At 47.9% G+C, this 17,936-nt stretch carries 14 protein-coding genes; 6 read left to right on the top strand and 8 right to left on the bottom strand.

Going from position 1 to position 17,936, the window contains the following annotated elements; translation table 11 throughout:
• Positions 1–11: 11 nt before the first annotated feature.
• The 4 genes from ACYVJQ_RS15250 to ACYVJQ_RS15235 form a co-directional block, all read right to left on the bottom strand.
• Positions 12–4,403, bottom strand: coding sequence for a CusA/CzcA family heavy metal efflux RND transporter (locus ACYVJQ_RS15250; RefSeq protein WP_460893972.1), 4,392 nt, complete (start codon positions 4,401–4,403; stop codon positions 12–14).
• Positions 4,404–4,544: 141 nt separating this feature from the next.
• Complete coding sequence (locus ACYVJQ_RS15245; RefSeq protein WP_460893971.1) at positions 4,545–4,859, bottom strand: DUF6660 family protein; 315 nt, start codon at positions 4,857–4,859, stop codon at positions 4,545–4,547.
• Between the two features lie 459 nt (positions 4,860–5,318).
• On the bottom strand, positions 5,319–5,621 hold the full coding sequence (locus tag ACYVJQ_RS15240) for a hypothetical protein (RefSeq protein WP_460893970.1): 303 nt from the start codon (positions 5,619–5,621) through the stop codon (positions 5,319–5,321).
• A 1,017-nt stretch (positions 5,622–6,638) separates the two neighbouring features.
• Positions 6,639–6,947, bottom strand: a complete 309-nt coding sequence (locus ACYVJQ_RS15235) for a hypothetical protein (RefSeq protein WP_460893969.1) — start codon at positions 6,945–6,947, stop codon at positions 6,639–6,641.
• Between the two features lie 397 nt (positions 6,948–7,344).
• Between ACYVJQ_RS15235 and ACYVJQ_RS15230 the strand changes: the two genes are divergently transcribed.
• The 3 genes from ACYVJQ_RS15230 to ACYVJQ_RS15220 all read left to right on the top strand — a co-directional run bounded on the left by ACYVJQ_RS15230 (position 7,345) and on the right by ACYVJQ_RS15220 (position 9,504).
• Positions 7,345–7,863, top strand: a complete 519-nt coding sequence (locus ACYVJQ_RS15230; protein ID WP_460893968.1) for a Riean_0653 family protein — start codon at positions 7,345–7,347, stop codon at positions 7,861–7,863.
• A gap of 81 nt (positions 7,864–7,944) precedes the next feature.
• The gene (locus tag ACYVJQ_RS15225; RefSeq protein WP_460893967.1) at positions 7,945–8,661 is read left to right on the top strand and encodes a recombinase family protein; all 717 of its coding nucleotides are present in this window, start codon (positions 7,945–7,947) and stop codon (positions 8,659–8,661) included.
• 636 nt (positions 8,662–9,297) lie between these two features.
• Positions 9,298–9,504, top strand: coding sequence for a hypothetical protein (locus ACYVJQ_RS15220; RefSeq protein WP_460893966.1), 207 nt, complete (start codon positions 9,298–9,300; stop codon positions 9,502–9,504).
• 158 nt (positions 9,505–9,662) lie between these two features.
• On the opposite strand, the gene ACYVJQ_RS15215 is transcribed toward ACYVJQ_RS15220, so the two are convergent.
• The gene (locus ACYVJQ_RS15215; protein WP_460893965.1) at positions 9,663–10,178 is read right to left on the bottom strand and encodes a hypothetical protein; all 516 of its coding nucleotides are present in this window, start codon (positions 10,176–10,178) and stop codon (positions 9,663–9,665) included.
• An 85-nt stretch (positions 10,179–10,263) separates the two neighbouring features.
• Positions 10,264–12,123, bottom strand: coding sequence for a DUF4209 domain-containing protein (locus ACYVJQ_RS15210; RefSeq protein ID WP_460893964.1), 1,860 nt, complete (start codon positions 12,121–12,123; stop codon positions 10,264–10,266).
• A 323-nt stretch (positions 12,124–12,446) separates the two neighbouring features.
• Between ACYVJQ_RS15210 and ACYVJQ_RS15205 the strand changes: the two genes are divergently transcribed.
• Entirely contained in the window at positions 12,447–12,842 is a 396-nt protein-coding gene (locus ACYVJQ_RS15205; protein WP_460893963.1) for a hypothetical protein, read from the top strand.
• An 80-nt stretch (positions 12,843–12,922) separates the two neighbouring features.
• On the opposite strand, the gene ACYVJQ_RS15200 is transcribed toward ACYVJQ_RS15205, so the two are convergent.
• Entirely contained in the window at positions 12,923–13,768 is an 846-nt protein-coding gene (locus ACYVJQ_RS15200; protein ID WP_460893962.1) for a hypothetical protein, read from the bottom strand.
• A 136-nt stretch (positions 13,769–13,904) separates the two neighbouring features.
• Here ACYVJQ_RS15200 and ACYVJQ_RS15195 point away from each other — a divergent pair, with 136 nt between their 5' ends.
• Entirely contained in the window at positions 13,905–14,126 is a 222-nt protein-coding gene (locus tag ACYVJQ_RS15195; RefSeq protein WP_460893961.1) for a helix-turn-helix domain-containing protein, read from the top strand.
• Positions 14,127–14,430: 304 nt separating this feature from the next.
• Here the strand turns inward: ACYVJQ_RS15195 and ACYVJQ_RS15190 are convergent, their stop codons facing one another.
• A complete protein-coding gene (locus ACYVJQ_RS15190; protein WP_460893960.1) occupies positions 14,431–15,645 on the bottom strand; it encodes a site-specific integrase in 1,215 nt (404 codons plus the stop codon).
• A 693-nt stretch (positions 15,646–16,338) separates the two neighbouring features.
• On the opposite strand from ACYVJQ_RS15190, the gene ACYVJQ_RS15185 reads away from it, so the two are divergent.
• Positions 16,339–17,892 carry a right-handed parallel beta-helix repeat-containing protein gene (locus tag ACYVJQ_RS15185; protein ID WP_460893959.1) on the top strand — a complete coding sequence of 518 codons (1,554 nt, stop codon included), beginning with the start codon at positions 16,339–16,341 and terminating at the stop codon, positions 17,890–17,892.
• Positions 17,893–17,936: the final 44 nt, after the last annotated feature.

Here is a 17,936-nt window from a genome sequence, read left to right as displayed (position 1 = left end):
GCCTAAGAAGGCTACAGTTTGTTATCTGTGATGAATTGTAGTTCAATGACTGCCTGGTCATAATTATAGAGTGCCTCCAGGTAATTTACCCGTATGGCCAAGGCCCTTTGCAGGTTCAGGAGATACTCCTGGTAGTTTATCTCGCCTGCCCTGTAGGCCTTGGTGGCTTGGGCAATGATGAGTTGCGCCTGGGGCAAGGCGGTTTGCTCAAAGTACCTGACGCTCGCCTGAAATTTAAGGGCCTGCTGATGGGCCTCCGCCACTTGGGCCTCCAATTCGTTCCGGAGGTATAGCAGGTTCTGCTGGGCTATTTGCGTCTGCAAGTTTGCCGCCTCAATGCGTTTTCTCTGTGGCCTCGCCCAAAGCGGGATGCCTACGCCCACCATCACTTCGTGGGCTGCCTCCATGTCTACGCCTCCACCTATTTCACTACTTCCCCCTCCCAAAGTCCGGCTGGTGTAGCCCAGCCTTAGGTCAGGAAGCAGTTTTGCCCGCTCCAGACCGACCTCTGCCTCGCGTACCGTTACTTGTTGCCTTGCCAGTAGCACTCCCGGATTCTGTTCAAGTAATTGTCCGGAGTTCAAGGGCATGGGCAATCGGTTCAGGATGGTGTCAGCCGGGGCCACTAAACTGTCGGTTACCAGCAAGGCCCGCAGACGGGCCTGAAATACAGCCCAGTCGGCTTTTGCCTGAAATACATTGTTCTCTGTCTCTGCCAGCTGGGTTTCTGCCGTCACTTTTTCCAGCAGATTGGTTTCACCGGTTCTGAGGCGTACCTGGGCGGCCCTGAGAAACTGGGAATACAGACTATCCTGATAGGCGAGCAATTGCAATTGGGAGAGCGTATATACCAATCCGTAGTAATTCAACCTTACATCCCGGATAATTTCCCGCTGGCGCTGGGTCAGGTTTATTTTGCTTACCTCTACCTGTGCTTCCGCCAGTTTTGCCTGCCTGGCATAGACCGTCGGAAAGGGCAGGGACTGCGTGACGGACACCTCATTGTCGTACTTCCCTGATTCCAGTTTACCGGTGGAAAATTGCAGCTGGGTTTTCTCAATATCATAGGCAGACCCTTGGAGGCTCTGGCTCCGCCTGATACCGAGTCTAACCGCCTCCACGGAAGGGTTCATTTCAAGGGCCCGGTTCACCGCCTCTTGCAGGGTGTATACTTGAACAGGACCCTGCTGTGCCTGTGCTGCGGGAACAGCACCCAGAGAAAGGGTGGCTACAATAAAAAAGATTATTGAAAAAGAAGCAGATAACCCGCCGCCTTCCTTGTTATTTCTTTTCCTCCTCATAATGTAGTTTTCTATCAGAATGTAAAGCACCGGTAGCACCACTAAGGTGAGCAAAGTGGACGTCACCAACCCGCCTATCACTACTGTGGCCAAAGGTTTCTGAACCTCGGCACCCGCCGAGTTGGAGAGGGCCATGGGCAGAAAGCCCAGCGAAGCCACGGTTGCCGTCATCAGCACCGGGCGCAACCGCACGGCGGTGCCGTTCAGCACTACCTGTTTCAGGTCCTGAATCCCCTCTTCCTTCCGTTGCCGGTTAAACTCGGCAATCAAGACAATCCCGTTTAATACTGCTACCCCGAACAAGGCGATGAACCCGACACCGGCTGAGATGCTGAAGGGCATCCCACGCAGCCACAGCGCCAGCACTCCCCCAATGGCGGACAGCGGGATGGCGGTGAAGATGAGCAAGGAGTGCCGGACAGAGCCGAAGGTGAAGAACAGCAAAAGGAAAATAAGCGCAAGGGCGGCCGGTACGGCCACCGAAAGACGCTTGTTGGCTTCCTGCAAATTCTCGAACTGCCCCCCGTAGGTAATGAAATAGCCTGCGGGAAGTTGTACCTGCTGGTCAATTTTCTGCTGAACTTCCTTCACCACACTGGCAATGTCGCGGCCCCGCACGTTAAAGCCCACGATAATACGTCGTTGGGCATCCTCTCGCTGAATCTGGTTTGGACCCTGCCTGTACTCGATATCTGCCAACTGCTCCAACGGGACTTGCACGCCATTAGGGGCCGTGACATACAGCTGCCGGACACTAGCAATATCTTTTCTTTGCTCTTGCAGGAGGCGCACAACCAACTCAAAGCGGCGGTCTCCCTCATACACCATCCCCGCGCTTTGCCCAGCAAAGGCGGCGTTAAGGGCTTGGTTCACCGTCTCTACATCCAACCCGAACTTAGCAATCTGACTGCGGTTGATATCCACCACAATCTGTGGCAGGCCCGAAACCTGCTCCAGGTACAGGTCCTCTGCCCCCTCCACGGTAGTCACTGCCATTCCCACCTCCTTTGAGAGCTGCGTCAGCTGCTCCAGATCCTCCCCGAAAATCTTGATGCCCACATCCTGGCGCACCCCCGAAATTAGTTCATTGGACCTGAGCTGAATGGGCTGCGAAACCCCGAACGTAATCCCTGGGATGGTTTCAAGGGCCTCGGTCATTCTCTCGGCCAACTCCTCCCGCGTATCGGCACTGGTCCATTCATCTTTGTCCTTCAATAGAATAGTGACATCGGCAGATTCCATGGGCATAGGGTCAGTGGGGATCTCAGCCGCCCCTATTTTACTGATAACCTCTTCCACCTCCGGAAATCGCTCCTGCAATATTTTTGAAGCAAGCGATACTTTCTCTATGGTTTCAGATAGGGAACTTCCAGTAAGAAGCCTTGTCTCCAGGGCAAAGTCTCCCTCTTCCAACGTGGGAATAAACTCGCTGCCCATGCGCGAAAAGAGGACTAAGCTAAGGCTGAAAAGCACCATAGCTGAGATAATAACCAATGCTTTAAATCTCAAAGCACCCTTGATAACCGGATTGTACACCCGCTGGAAAAAGTCCATCATTCGGTCAGAGATATTCCGCTTATGGGCAATGTTCTTGCTCAGAATCAGGGCCGACATCATGGGGACGTAGGTAAGGGAGAGCAGGAAAGCGCCCAGAATGGCGAAGGAAACAGTTATCGCCATCGGGCGGAACATCTTGCCCTCAATGCCCACCAGAACAAGAATTGGCAGGTATACAATCAGGATGATGATTTCCCCGAAGGCGGCGGATGTCCTGATTTTGCGGGCTGACTCGTATACCTCTTCGTTCATCTGGGCTTGGGTCAGGCGCCCCCCGCCCCGGAAAACCAGGTGGTGCATGGTGGCCTCCACAATGATAACTGCGCCGTCCACAATGAGGCCAAAGTCAATAGCCCCTAGGCTCATGAGATTGCCCGTCACCCCGAAGAGGTTCATCATGATAATGGCGAATAGCATGGCTAGCGGAATAACGGAAGCCACCACAAGACCTGCCCTTAGGTTGCCAAGAAATAGCACCAAGACAAAAATCACGATCAGCGCTCCTTCTATCAGGTTTTTGGTGACGGTATTCATAGAGCGGCCTATCAACTCGCTCCGGTCCAGAAAGGCTTCGATTTCCACCCCTTCCGGAAGCGATTTCCGGATTTGCTCCATGCGGCTTTTCACGCGTTCCACTACTTGGTTGGTGTTCTCACCCTTGAGCAGCATCACAATGCCACCTACCGCTTCCCCTTGCATGTTGGTGAGCGCGCCATAGCGGTTGGCACTCCCGAACTGGACCTCGGCAATATCGCTGATGAGGACCGGAGTGCCGTTGGAAGTACTCTTGACTACAACTTTTTCTATCTCCTCCAGGCTTTCTATCAAACCCTCGCTCCGTACGAAATAGGCATTGGGCTTTTTGTCGATGTAAGCCCCCCCGGTATTCCCGTTATTCCGCTCCAAGGCCTCCAGCACATCGGTAATGCTCAGGTTGTGGGCTTTCAACCTATCCGGGTCAAGGGCTACTTCGTACTGCTTTAAAAACCCACCGAAACTGTTTACTTCCGCCACACCGGGCGTACCGAGCAGTTGCCGCCGCACTATCCAGTCCTGAATGGTGCGCAGTTCCATGGCGGAATACTTTTTCTCGTAGCCTGGCTTTGGGTGAACCACGTACTGATATATCTCCCCCAGGCCGGTGGAGATGGGGGACATTTCAGGACTTCCCACCCCTGGGGGGATTTGGCCACTGGCTTCCGCCAGCCGCTCACTCACCTGCTGGCGCGCCCAATAGATATCAACATCCTCTTTGAAAACGATGGTCACCACGGAAAGGCCGAAACGGGAAATGGAACGAACCTCATCCACCTCAGAAATAGTGGCCATGGTCTGCTCTACCGGGTAACTTATAAGCCTTTCCACCTCCTGGGCAGCCAGCGACGGGCTTGTGGTGATAACCTGCACTTGGTTGTTGGTAATGTCAGGCACGGCATCAATGGGTAGTTGCCTAAGGGAATAGACGCCCCAAATGACAAGTGCAAAGGTGAAAATCCCAATTATGAGCTTATTATAGATTGAAAAATGGATAATGCGGTCAAGCATAGAGGAAGACTTTAAATCACAACCAATTATTCTTCTGCGATCCCAACCTATATTTCCCTAACAGGCAACGTACCCTGTAGGCATAGGTATGGCTATAAAGTTTCCTTACTGGAACTTTACATAGCAGGCGGTAGATTTGATTTAAAGTCTTGGCGGTTGCCAAATAGAAAAAGTAGGCGTGCGCGCAGCAACTTCCTGATAAATTGGCTCCTGAATTGTTATTTTAACAACGAGAGAGTTGGTTTTGAGGTTGGCGGTCAGCAAGGTAAAACCGGCGCAGCAATTGCAGATACACAGTGGGGAGCATAAGTCGGTCACCGGGGAATGGGCATCCGAGTCCTGGTTGGAGCTGATGTTGGTCTGTGCGAGCGTGTCCTCCCCTTGTGCTGCATCAGCACAGGGTACACATGACATAACTATCATGAATACGCTTAAAAGGACGGCAAACCATTTCATCTGCTGCAAAACTAACCTAAATGATATGCAATTGTATTGCATTTTTTAAAATCTAAACGTAATACTTGACCTTTTGGCTTAATCGGTGATAGGTTTTATAAAGAAAAATCTGACTAATCTTAAATACACTACTATTTCAGTGGCGCCTCATTCTTTAAACTACAAACTTCATTCAACAATATTTGGAGTCAAATAATATTACAGAGTAGCACTTGCTAGGCTAGAAGTTTAAAGGCCGGTAGCTTGCACATAATGGGTGGGAGGTATGCCCGCTTGATGGAAAGGCTTTGGGTCAGACCGGGTGGGCTTGTTTTATCCGTCTTGTATTTCCGCGGAGCAAGGGGGAAAGTATCTGCCAAGTATAGTTCCAGGGAAAGATGGAAATAGAATTCTGCAGCCTCACTATGCATTACACTATGCCAGGTATTCCTATCCACAGTCGCAGTGGAAAAGATTGGCTTACCCTTCAGCCAGCGCCTTCTTCACCCTGGAGATGGTAAAGGGGGCGGCGCCCGTCAGCTTGGTGATCTCCTGATAGGATTTACCTAGTTTCAGGTACTGGATCACCTCTTTGTGCTTTCCCAGTAACTTCTCCCTGAACTCTGCCCAGCCAACTTTCCTGCCGGTATGAAGCCCCTGCGCCTTCCGGTTCTGGATGCCGGACTTAATCCTCAGGCTCAGTTGCTCGCCCTCATCACTTATGCCGCCGCAATAAAACCGTTGTAGGAAAGCAGGCAGCGTATTGGCGCTGACAAAAAGCATTCCTCTCACAATTTTTACTAGGTTACCAGATTGTCAATCTAACTTTTTATATTGCAGTGCGATATAATAAACAAAACCCCACCAAATGGCGGGGTTCTGAATCATCCTAAAATTTGTATTAGTATTAGTCTCAATCTATCCCAGGAACTGCAATTCCTGAGTAGAAGCCAAGGCGAAACGACGGGCCTACCACTATGGTAGGCTTTGTTGTTATTTATCGCGTCTTCTCCAGAGCCACCGGATCAGGAGATAGAAACGCCAAATACCAACTACCGACGCTGCAACACTCCCAATTGTAATAAATGTGGGCAGTGCTACGGTTTGTAGAAAAGTAAGCATTACTATTTGTCAATGCCTGGTACCGCCAGGCGTCGGTTAAGTGTTTTGTATTTTGTTATCTATAGAATAACCTTCTCTTCCTCCGATCCAGGATTAAAACACGCACTGGAGGCATAATTGCGCGTTTATATGGTCTTCCTAAATGACTACTTAAAGGTAGGGCCAAACGAAGCCCGTTGTTTACCATTTGAAAAAAAGGATATCTCTTTTTTTATCTTTTTTATCGCTATAGGACCTAAAGTTAAACTTGAACGGGGCCAAACGATCATCACCCCAAAGAAAGACGTATCTGTTTTTTTTCCAGGCGCTGTAGATCCCCTTTAATTTACGCAGCATGCCATGGTGCGGCATGACGTGGGGCTATAATTCCATTTGTCTATAGCGGTATTCCCTCCTTACTACTATAGGGAAAAATCATAATCAGTAGTCTAGGAGGGTACCAAAAAAGCACCTTCGTTCTTATACAAAGGTGCTTCTATAGCGAAAAGGAAAAAAGACAACGTTTTCCATCGTCTGGAGCGGGTTTTACATTGATCGTGTAACTATTATATCCATAGCCCCCCCGTTTGTTACAGGGCTTGGTAAGTTTATTTTTGCCGACCTTAGTTTCCAAAGTTTACCGGCAGGAAACTGATTTATATGGCCATATACGATTTGGCCCAGCAATCCGTGACTCTTTCAGCTTTTGCCCTTGGTTATCTTCTCAAGCCTATCTTTAAACTTCTGCAGCTTTGGGTCAGCTTCCTGCCTTACCCCCTTCTTGGTCTTACCAAAGACAGCGACCGCAGACTCTAAGACCCTGATCTCATCCTCTAATCTACCCTGCTTCTTATAGATCACCGCTAACCTGGTGTAGGGATGGGAGCCGTCAAACCCCTCTCTGAGGTTCTCCTCATACAAGGTGGCAGCTGCAGCGACCTTGCTGGCTTTCTCCAGTTCAATCCCCCTCAGATTACGTTCTACCTGTGTCTGCTCAAGTTTGCTCATTGTCCTATCATTAATTTATAGTTACTGCCTCACCAATATAACCACATTGCCTTTAAATACCACTAGATGGGCCTTGTACAGAAAGGGCGGGGGTATGCATTCGGAATGGAAATCGCCTGCGCTCGACCGGGTACCCCAGCATTCACCCGGTGGCCGTGCCTCCCCTTAACGATAGGCAGCGGCAAAACTACCCTTTGAGATCGAAAACGTCCTGAAGGGCCTGAAACAGGGTAACAACGGCCTATTCGCAACCAGGTAACAGGCGGGGAACCTCCCATATATTTTGGCTCTTCCACCCTACCCTTGTTATATGCACAAAAGGTACCGTCTATTACACCCTAAAACGTATATTACATCATCGCGCGCAAATCTATAAACCAATCATATCCAATAATGTATGAAAAGAATGTATTTATTGCTCCTACCAGCACTGCTGCTGTTCTCTCTATCTGCCTGCGAAGATGACGACGGCCTGCCAGACCCCACCCAGACCGGGGCTATGATGATGGCCGCCAATATCAACGGGAAGGCGTGGCAACACAATTTCGGAGGAGGAACCTTAACATCAGGCCCCATACGTGTAAGTTCTACCCCGTGGATATATTTTCAGTTGATGGGAAGACGGGTGGATAAAGAGTTTAATCATTCGGTTACCATAGAAATGGAGAAAGTTGACCGAGTGGGGACATACGAATTGCGAGAGAAAGCATCGAAGGGCTTTGGCAAGGTGTTAGAAACTATAGGTACAACTAAAGATTATTATACAACAGAGACTAGCACCGGCACACTCACTATAACCAAGTTAGACCGCAGCCACAGGATTATCTCCGGCACTTTCTCGTTTCGGGCGCAGAACAGGTACAACCTCTCGGAATTTGTGGACGTGACCGACGGCCGGTTCGACGTGAAATACTAACCATGTTTGGATTTCCCATTCCTCTTTCTAGCTTTGTAACATTACTACAACGAACGTAGTAGACTTGTTACAATATCAGCCATGGGAGAAAATAAGCCAGTCGTCGTCTATTACCGCGTGTCCACGAAGAAACAAGGAGAGTCCGGCCTGGGCCTGGAGGCGCAGCGCACCTACGTCCAGCACTTCTACCCGGGTGAGCCGCTGGGCGAGTTCACCGAGAGAATGAGCGGCAAGGACGTGGCCAACCGGCCGCAGCTGCAAGAGGCCATCGCCCTCTGCAAGAAACACAGGGCCACGCTGGTGGTGGCGAAGATTGACCGCCTGAGCCGCAACACCGAGCAGGCCCTACGCATCTACTCCGACCTGGAGGGACGCCTGGAGTCCTGCGACATACCCAACCTGGACAAGTTCACCCTCACGCTGTTTATGGCCATCGCTGACCGTGAGCGGGAACTCATCAGCCTCCGCACCAAGGCGGCCCTGGATGAGAAGATAAAGCAGCGGGGCGAGTGGCGCAAGGCATCAGAGCCATTTAAAGAGGGAAAGGCCTCTCAGCTGGGAATAGCTGCCAACAAACAAAAAGCACTGACCAACGAGAACAACAAACGGGCAGCGGCGCTAATCAAAAGGCTGAGGAGAGAGATGGTCGACAAGACCAACAAAAAAGGAGAGATAACAGGACAGCAACCGAAAACATGGCGGCAAATCGCCGAAGAACTAAATAGGGAAGGGTACCGGACCAGCCATGGTGGCCTCTTCCAGGCGATGCAGGTACAGCGCTTATACGATTCAGATTAACTTTTCGGGACACACTATAAGAAGCAATACCTTTAGCTGGATTGGCTTCTTATATTGACCCAATAACTGGAGTTATCTAGATTGGTAACGCCAATAAGAACAGCCACAACGCATGTCACCTCTTCTAAAACGCCTAAAATTGGGAATAAGGAAATACTACCATTTGGTCATTCTGTATACTTTAGCAGGTATTTAACTTTATCCTGTAATAGCCTATATCCTAATGTATGACTTTGGTTTTTTGAAAGAACGATTACCAAATGACCCGCTCTGGGTTTTTGTCCGAATCTTACTTAGTGGGCCAGGACTAGTTATTCTTGGAATTTCACTTTATGTAAAATACTCTTACAGAATAATTAATAAGATCTCGGGTGTGCTTCTAATTTTGATAGGTTTTTATTGCCTGTATCGATTAATTGCCGCCTTAAACGCAGAGCCGGGGTAATTTATTAAAGCCCTACGACCCAGATTAGCCGCAAGGGACACGCAAACGTACCATGTATTGCACTCATTCCCTATACCCCAATTTATACCGCAAGCAAATCCATAAAAACAGCCTTTACGTGTTCTTGGTGCGTATTTTAACCTGTCTCTATTTGACTACAGATTAAAAGGGGTTGAGTATATATTAGCGTCATGGACATAAGACCGATATACAGTGTGCAGGTACGCAGAGAAGGCTCTGAGAAGGTGCTTATCTACATAGACGGGTTGAATGAGAAGGAGGCTGACAAGGTCTTCCGGCAGCTTAGGTTCAACACCAGGGGGGAGGGCTATGAGAAGTTGCTCTTGTTTGAGAGCGGGGAGGATTTGATGATGACCAGGAAGATGTCGCTAAAATAGCTATAGCTTATCAAGGTACAAATATTGGTCGCTATAAAGTGCCAAAACCAAGCCTTAGTCACCCTTGGGCTGCCTATACTTTTATTTGATACAGCTAAAGTAGGAAAACTATTTTTTTTACCAATGAGGTTTAATAAAAAGGCAACTACCCAGAAGATCTATGACCAGGTACCAATGCTAGCGAAAGGTTTCCTGGTGCGGATATCGTAGATATGGGTGTAATATACTTCCGTCAGATGGCCCAAGGCCCTGAAGAATTCCTCGTTGAACTTGGCCACCTCTGCTTCCCCCATCACCTCCCCCTCCGCGTTTTGGTTCTTCTTGAAGGTCACGCCATCGGGATCAATCATCGTCCACTGCGCGTGGGCCATGGTGTTCCTTACCCTGAAAACGTGGCCCAAGGAATTGGCGACTTTCTGGACCACGTTCTCCTTGTCTGTCAAAGGCAGCTGCCGTAAGACCTTCTTTAGCACCTCCTGCTTCTTGGACACGGTCAAGTCCTTTATGAGGGCATCGTATAACACCTGGTATTTCACCCTGTCCCCACCTGCGAAGAAGTAAAGGATGATCTTGTCCATAAACCCCTCTATGGAAATAGCCTTTGATATGATGACTCCCCTAAGCTCCACCAGCATGGGATTGGTGTTCGTTTCTTTTTCGGAAAAGTATTTCATGTGTAATCCTAGGTTATCCATATAGGAAATTGTCTGAGGAAGCAAGCTGCCAGTTGACCGCTTCAAACCACAATATTCGAAATCATCAATCTGCCAAATCTGCTAAACCATGGCGGGTAGGTGGGGCATACTCATTCTTAGCCAATCTCAGGATCAACGCGACCAGCAGCAGCATGTATTGAAAACCGTACCCGTCCACATCTCTGATCAAGGTGTGCGCAACCCTGTTCCTAAGGTTCAGCCCTACCTTGTCCACCAGCAGGAACTGGAGCAGCATAAAATCGTCTTGGCTAAGGGTATCCTTTATCTCAGGCTCCCTAAGCAGGACATTGATGTCCTTCTCCCTCATGATTGGTCTCCCAAGGCTGTCCTCCGTTTGAAAGAAGGTTATACCGCCCCTAAGGTCACACATATCGCGGAGTATGCCCTCTATCTTCAGGCTCAGGCTGTCAATCGCTAAAACGAAGTTAGGGACATTGATTGGGTTAAGAGAATGGAAATAGAGCTGGCTGAAGAAGTCATTGATGCCAGGGGCGAGCAGGTCCAACCAATTATAGCGCTTCGTCTCGCCCTGCTTGTGCCTCACGGTTATATCCTGGCCGAGCCAAGAGGACCTGTTCAGAAACTTGAGGAATAAGACTGGTGATAGCTTACCCGAATCTACTGACTTTAGCACTATCTCCCTCAGTAAAACCTGGGAGATCATCCTAGTGCTTTGGAGAAGCGTCTCCATAATGGAGAAGTGAATCTTCTCACTTTCCTCGTTATAGTGGGCGGAGGGATGCCCGAACCCATCAATCACAGTTTTCCCCATCAGGGACTGGAAACTATTTTCCTTCTGGCTTTTTACTGCCTCGCCATATAGGTATTCATAAGAAGGGAAAATCTCATTAGAATACATCAGGAACTGCAAAATGTGGTCGGAGTTTCCTTTTAGCAATTCATTTGCCGCGGCCCGTATATCCTTATAGGCCTCGGTCATGTCAACCTCATACCCAATCGATCCCATTATCATTTCCTGCTTAAGCAGCTTGTATCTCTCCTCAAGTTCTCTCACCTTGGCGGGGTTCCTCGCGAGCTTGTAATGGTCTATTGCTTCCTGGCAGAACTTTATTGCCGAAAGCTTGGTATCATCCTCTCTTAGATGGCACAGTGCCTCATAAGCTTTGGCAATCTCACCCGAGAAAACACGCATGTCTCGGCCCAACTTCTGAGTGACCTTCTGCCCCATTTCGAGGATTTTGATCTTGGTGTGCTGTGAAGCCTGGGTTTCCGCTAGTGTGAGGCATAGTCCGTCAACTTCGGCAAAGTCAACCTGCTTGAAAACCTTTGGATTACTTAGCATGGTTTCATTCAGCCCGATGATCACGAAAACTGCCTCAGGATGCAATCGGCACCTCTGCAAAGTATTTAAAAAAATAGCCTTCACCTGCTCGATTTCACCCTTATTGCCTGTAGAGACCGCCAGTTTGAAAGCATTAGAAAGAAAGTTCATGAACCTATAGGTGTCTTCAATCCCTCCCGCCTCTAGGCTGCTAATGATCTCCGTATAGGCCGATAGGGCATCCAAGGCAACCCTCAGGTGCTTTTTGGGTGACAGCCAGAGGATATGGGAATAGGTGGCTTTAAGGTACGGGTTCAATGTCTGCCCCTGCCTTTCGATTAAATACCTATAGTCCTCATCCGTCCAACCTTTAAGGGAGGGGTACTCATGGCAAACCCCTAGGTTATCAGTGGTGGTGAACACCGGCAATAACTTATTGCCGTTTATACCGAAACTCTGTATATCTATCTCTATCTGTGCAGCCTTGGCTAGGGCGGGTTGGATCTCAAGTAAGCCTCCATCCCTAAAATCTTTAAACAGGGGAATTATTTTATTTTGATACCCCTCAAATGGAATATAATCTGGCTTATCTATAATTTGGTATATCTCTGCTATGGTCATCTGGATATAATTTTGAATAGGTTTTATCTAAAACAACATATTTACACTCCTTGTACAAGGTAGGAAAAGGGGGGAATTTCTGATTGCTTTACCAGTTAATAAACGTCACCATTTTAAAAACCCCGGCATAGGAAGTAGGGTGCGTCGTTACAAAAGAATTCCATACTAGTTACTTGGTCAACTATCAACCAAAACCACCCTAAAAATTTCGTAAATTGAGTTAAGACAGAAAATAAGCAATCCGGGATTATAAATGCTAGGAGCTATACATTTGCAAGTACCAGCTACCCCTAGATCCAATCCTTTTATATCCCATACAACGCATGAACCTCCCCTTACCGGATCTATCTGGCCTTATGGCTGTCCAGCACCGTATTTTGAAGGACCTGAAGAAGAAAGCTGGGCTTAGGCAAAGGGATTGGGAGGTGCTGTGCGCCTGCCAGAGGCTCTCCCTTGCTAAGTATCCCTTCACGGCCGCAAAGGTGGATGCTTACCTCTCGGGGGCCTACTTCCTACCCTGTCTCTATGACTCAATCCAAATGCTGCTGGGGAAAGGGTATGTCAGGGTAGTGGTGCCAGGTAAGCCATTCAGGCCTGAGTCCTACGAGATGACTTACAGTGGGCGAACCCTTGTTCAGAAATCACTGGAAAGCATGCGCTCCCTCTACGAGAAAAAGGACTTGGACTTGATTGGTAAAATCTCCGGAAGGCTATGGTAGTTAATTGTTACTGGGCCTACAAAAGACTCACGGTTAGGCTTGACACAGCAATGCCCTGGCAATCCCTAGTAATGAGGCGCTCATATGGTGGAATAGCGGCTTTTAACTAGAATCGACCTTTCGCTGGCTTGCCCGATAACTGACCTGACGGCATAGAGGTATTTGGTGAATAGGCTAATAAGCCTTTTATACCATAAAGGGTCACCGTAAAGCTTCTTTACATGATCTCTGGACAAGGCAGCCCTCATGGAGCAGGTGATGGCAAAGGTTCCATCTCCATTATCCTGCACTTCCTTTACTAAGTCCAAATGGTAAGAGGGGTGGACCCAAAGAAGCATAAGCTTGCGGACGTGTAGGAATGCTGCCCCATCACATTCTATGGTGAAATCCTCATAATCCCTCATTGAGATGGAGAAAACTCCCTCTGTCCGGTATACGAAGCTATTGGCGGGGTCCTTTAGCCAATGCAACAGGTTGAATATGCTTCCATGGAGGGAATCGTACCAGATATGCTCATTGGTGACCTTTTTCCGGAAAGAGGCGCCACCCCCCTTTGGAAAGCTAAGTGGAATGCCTTTCGTTATTGTGGCGCCGCTTCCTTGTTCAGATAGTTTCTTAGTGATCTCTCCTAGGACATCCTGCAAGCAATCAATAGAGCGGAGTTCAGTATATCCATGAGGAGATAAATAGGCGATGCCTAGCCTGTACTTTACCTTGAAAGCCTCATCAACGGGGAAACCCTCGAACTTCAAGAGCAGGTGTTTCTCCAAAGACTTAAGGATATATCTTTCCTCGCTACTTACATAGTATGAGTTGGCCAGATTCAAAGGCAGGTAGCCCCCCAGGGCCTTAATTCTTTTGAAGTTGCTGCACACCCCAATCTTTAAGACTGGTTCATTTTTTAGAACTGCGATGTATAAGTACATGTTTCCCTGTTTGCAACCTTCCCTAGATATGAGGTATGGGAAGTGTCCTTCTGCGAATTTAAGGAAAATGACGAAATGGTGTCGTATCCGATACCAAATAAAAATGGGAGCCGTGCCACCTTTGATGGTGCGCCACTTGGAGAAGACAAAAAGGTTCGGCCTTCACCTTAAAAGGCTGAGGGAGGGTAAGGGGCTATCCCAGCAGGCATTGGCTGATATTGCCAACATCGGGAAAACTACCGTGCTGCGTATTGAGAACGGGAGGCAGTCACCAACGTTGGAGATGCTCTTCTCAATTTCTGAGGCCTTAGAGATTCCTTTTGCCAGAATGATGGATTTTAAACAAGAGACTTCTTGATTATCACAGAATATGATAAAAATCCAGACATCTGACTAGGGTCCTTTCGACAATACCTATTATCTCTTTACTTCACGGGTTTGTATTTGCCCACCACAGCTTAACCTCAAGTAGGGTCCGACGTTTCTCAGGAAGATCTAAAGTAATCCAGAGTGCAATAATTCTTGCTCGGCCACCACCATTCCTTTCCCACCCTTATTTTAGACTGAAAGTAATTAGAGCCAATGTCAGGCGAGCAACAGCTTGACAGCAGGGTGGGAATAAGCCAATATTTAATCTACAGAATAAGAAATAGATCTAAAAGCTATTTACTCCAGATTCTATTCATCTCGTTTTCAGTCACTTTAGAAGTAAGATCAATGTACTTTTTGAAAGTTCTGTAGTCAGAATGACCTGTTATTTTCATCGCGGTCTCAGGCCTCATTCCTTTTTCAAGTGAGAGAGTCACGAAAGTCCTACGGGCTGTGTGTGTACCAATGAACATGTACTTGGGATGTAACTTCTGGATTTTCTCTACCCCTCTATATCTAGTGACAGTGATGGGGTCGATAATCCCAGCAAGTTTACCTAACTCCTTAAGATGCTCATTAGTCTTCTGGTTGGAAATGGAAGGAAGTTTTTGGCCTCGGTTTATATATTTCTCCAAAATCTCCCATGCAAAGTCATTCAAAGGTATTGCCAGTATATCCTTTGTCTTTTGAGTGTGCAAGTGCCAGACTTTCCCCTTAATGTGGTCAGGATGGAGACCAGAGACATCTGAGAATCTTTGGCCTGTGAAGCACCCAAAGCAGAATACATCCCGCACCCTTTCTAATGCAGGTTTCTTATCCAAGTCAAGCGAATAGATCGCCATCAACTCTTCATTTGTCAGGGTGATAATATCAACCTTGTTTAAAGCGTACTTAAATTTATTGTAGGCTAGGTTGTTGTTGTACCCCCTTTCTGTAGCCCAGTGCATAAAGGTTTTGAAGAGGCTGATTTTCTTAGCGATGGTATTATTGGTCAACCTTGCTTCTTTGATGAGATAAGTAGTCCAACCCTCACTGAACTTCAAATCAATTAGAGCAAAAGACAGCCTGATCCTTTTATGGGCTGCAAAGCCCTGAAGGTGACTAAGAATGGTCTGATACTTTGCAACGGTCGTTTTATTTCGGGTTGCCTTATAAGTCTCTAAGAATAGGCCATAAGCCTCCAGGAAGTCCACTTTATCCTCTTTGAACCCTCTACCTGCTACAAGCGAGGCAATGATGTCTCTGATCTCCTCTAGTGAACTGGAGCCACTAGACGCAATTACCATTATTTCCTTTTGGACCTCCGCTTTTAGGGTGCTCAGGTAAAGGTTGAATTCAGGGCTTCCAGTGTAATTTTTCTTCACCTGCTTGTTCTTGCAGTCCCAGTACTTCGGATGTACAGAGTGTCCTGTATTAAACTTGAGCGTTTTGCCTCCGCTTCGCAGGAAAAGGTAGATGGCAGTTTCTCTCGCCGCCGTAGGCTTGTCTAGATAAAAGTTAATAGTCATGGTCTTACCTTTATTAGGATAAAGGTAGGAAATGCTTCCGAAATATCGGACACATTCCGGACACATTCGCTTTATCACAGTTTATAACAGTTATCTTCACTGTACAAACTGAATAAGGAAAGCCCCTTTTTAGACCAATAGAAGCATCATTTAATATTGGTGAGTAACAATCAAAACAAAGAGTTCGAATCCCTGCATCTCCACCAAATGATAAAAAAGCCCTGTAACTAGCTGTTATGGGGCTTTTTTATTTACCAAGGCTCATCCCCCAATTGATTAAAAAGGTCCAGACACTACTGACTTAATCTTTTGATTCCTATAAAATCCTCTCGTTCTATATTCGCCCTTCTAGATCTGAATAGAACACCGCATGAAGGATTTTTATAAAGTTATCCTCTTAAATGAGTCCTCTCAAGATAAGTGCCGCACATGAGGCAGACTAATTGTCTGAAACAATCACCCTTCATCCTAAATATTCTTATTTTTTTCTTAGTATTTTTATTATACCCTCGTAATCTCATCCTAGGGTTATATAGAAATCAGATGGAAAAGAAGGAAACCTGTTATTCTGTTCAGCTAGGGAGAGAGATAGTAAAATGGGCAAAGGTCCTTTGCTTGCTTACCGGAGTGTTTCTCTTTTCCTGCCAGGACTCTCCAGTACCTGACCCTGATCCGCCGGTTCCACAGCCGCCTATGATTGCGGAAGCTAAAAGTTATTACCTAAGCAAAGATGGCGATGATACCAACCCCGGAACAAAAGAGAAGCCCTGGCGCACCCTGGCAAAACTGAATACTGCCGACCTGGAGCCCGGCGAAACGGTGTATCTGGAGGGAGGCACCACGTTCCCAGGTACTCTGGTCCTGGATTCTCTGGATAGCGGCGCGGCAGGTAAACTTGTCACCATCACCAGTTACGGCACCGGAGTGGCCACCCTGGACGGCGGAAACAAGGAAGCCGCTCTGATCTCAAGCAACTACTTTCATATAAAAGCAATAAATGCCAAAGGCGCCGGCCGGAAGGAAGGCAACAGCGCCAACGGTATAGAGGTGCGCAAAAGCAACCAGGGCACCTTAGAGCAGGTAGTAATAGAGGGTTTCCAGCACTCAGGATTGCTGCTCTATAGTTGCCACAACATGAAAGCCATAAAAGTAACAGCCCGAAACAACGGGTATAGTGGCCTATTCATTACCGGCGACCATACCATACGCAATGGCGTCTACCAGTTTCCTGACCAGGACAAAGACCGCTCCCGCAACATTACCCTAAAGGATTGTATAGCGGAGAATAACCCGGGAGACCCCTCTGTGCTGGACAACCACAGCGGTAACGGTATTTTGGTGGAATTTACTAAAGGCATCTTGATAGACCACTGTATTGCCACCAACAACGGCTGGGACATGCCCCGCCCTGCCAACGGGCCCATTGGCATCTGGGCAGCCTCCAGCGACAGCGTCATCATTCAGAACAGCATCAGTTACCGCAATAAAATACCTAATGGAGCCCATGACGGCGGCGGGTTTGCCTTTGACGGAGGCACCACCAATTCCATCTTGCAGTATTGCCTCTCCTATGAGAACGAAGGACCTGGCTTCGGGCTTTACCAGTGGGCTGGGGCCAGGGAGTGGAATAACAATATTATTCGGTACTCTATTTCCATAAATGACGTGGTAAACGGCCAAACACCGGAAAACCCCATCAAATACGGCAGTATATCCACCTGGAATGGGGGCGCAGGTAGCACGCAATTCAAAAACGGCCAAGTGTATCATAATCTAATCGTCAACAGCACCTCGCCTACCCTCTACTTTATACCATCAAGTGACAAAGAGAATTTTGGCTTTTATAACAACATCTTCATCGGCAAAAACGAGCTTATAGACGGCTCTGCCGAAGGGAGTAGGTTCTTGGGCAACACCTATTGGAACCTCAACGGGAGCGCCGTCACTTTTCAAGGATATAGTAGCCTGAAGGAGTGGGCAGAGGCCACCGGGCAGGAGAAACTGGAGGGCAAGCTGGTGGGCCTGTTTGTGGATCCACAACTTACCGGGCCCCTTACTGCCACCCTTACAGACCCTTACCAACTAGGCACCCTTGCCGGGTTTAGGTTGCAGCCTAACTCACCCTTAAAAGACAAAGGCTTAGACCTGCAAAGGCTCTTCAAACTCACGGTACCTTCCCTAGATTTCTATGGTAACCCCGCTTTTAAAGGACTTGCCCCTGAACCCGGTGTGCATGAATTAGACTGATTTATAAAAGAGAGGCGAGGGAGATATTTAAAAGCGTAGGCAAG

The sequence above is a fragment of the Rufibacter soli genome (genome assembly GCF_054781795.1).
The sequence above is the reverse complement of the archived record's forward strand: the minus strand, read 5'-3'. Positions and strand labels throughout refer to the sequence as shown.

Excerpts from the sequence above, each read along its gene's own strand:
- ACYVJQ_RS15185 (WP_460893959.1), top strand. The coding sequence starts at position 16,339 with ATGATTGCGGAAGCTAAAAGTTATTACCTAAGCAAAGATGGCGATGAT.
- ACYVJQ_RS15205 (WP_460893963.1), top strand. The coding sequence starts at position 12,447 with ATGAACCTCCCCTTACCGGATCTATCTGGCCTTATGGCTGTCCAGCAC.
- ACYVJQ_RS15215 (WP_460893965.1), bottom strand. The coding sequence starts at position 10,178 with ATGAAATACTTTTCCGAAAAAGAAACGAACACCAATCCCATGCTGGTG.
- ACYVJQ_RS15235 (WP_460893969.1), bottom strand. The coding sequence starts at position 6,947 with ATGAGCAAACTTGAGCAGACACAGGTAGAACGTAATCTGAGGGGGATT.
- ACYVJQ_RS15245 (WP_460893971.1), bottom strand. The coding sequence starts at position 4,859 with ATGAAATGGTTTGCCGTCCTTTTAAGCGTATTCATGATAGTTATGTCA.
- ACYVJQ_RS15210 (WP_460893964.1), bottom strand. The coding sequence starts at position 12,123 with ATGACCATAGCAGAGATATACCAAATTATAGATAAGCCAGATTATATT.
- ACYVJQ_RS15230 (WP_460893968.1), top strand. The coding sequence starts at position 7,345 with ATGAAAAGAATGTATTTATTGCTCCTACCAGCACTGCTGCTGTTCTCT.
- ACYVJQ_RS15190 (WP_460893960.1), bottom strand. The coding sequence starts at position 15,645 with ATGACTATTAACTTTTATCTAGACAAGCCTACGGCGGCGAGAGAAACT.
- ACYVJQ_RS15225 (WP_460893967.1), top strand. The coding sequence starts at position 7,945 with ATGGGAGAAAATAAGCCAGTCGTCGTCTATTACCGCGTGTCCACGAAG.
- ACYVJQ_RS15200 (WP_460893962.1), bottom strand. The coding sequence starts at position 13,768 with ATGTACTTATACATCGCAGTTCTAAAAAATGAACCAGTCTTAAAGATT.
- ACYVJQ_RS15220 (WP_460893966.1), top strand. The coding sequence starts at position 9,298 with ATGGACATAAGACCGATATACAGTGTGCAGGTACGCAGAGAAGGCTCT.
- ACYVJQ_RS15240 (WP_460893970.1), bottom strand. The coding sequence starts at position 5,621 with ATGCTTTTTGTCAGCGCCAATACGCTGCCTGCTTTCCTACAACGGTTT.
- ACYVJQ_RS15250 (WP_460893972.1), bottom strand. The coding sequence starts at position 4,403 with ATGCTTGACCGCATTATCCATTTTTCAATCTATAATAAGCTCATAATT.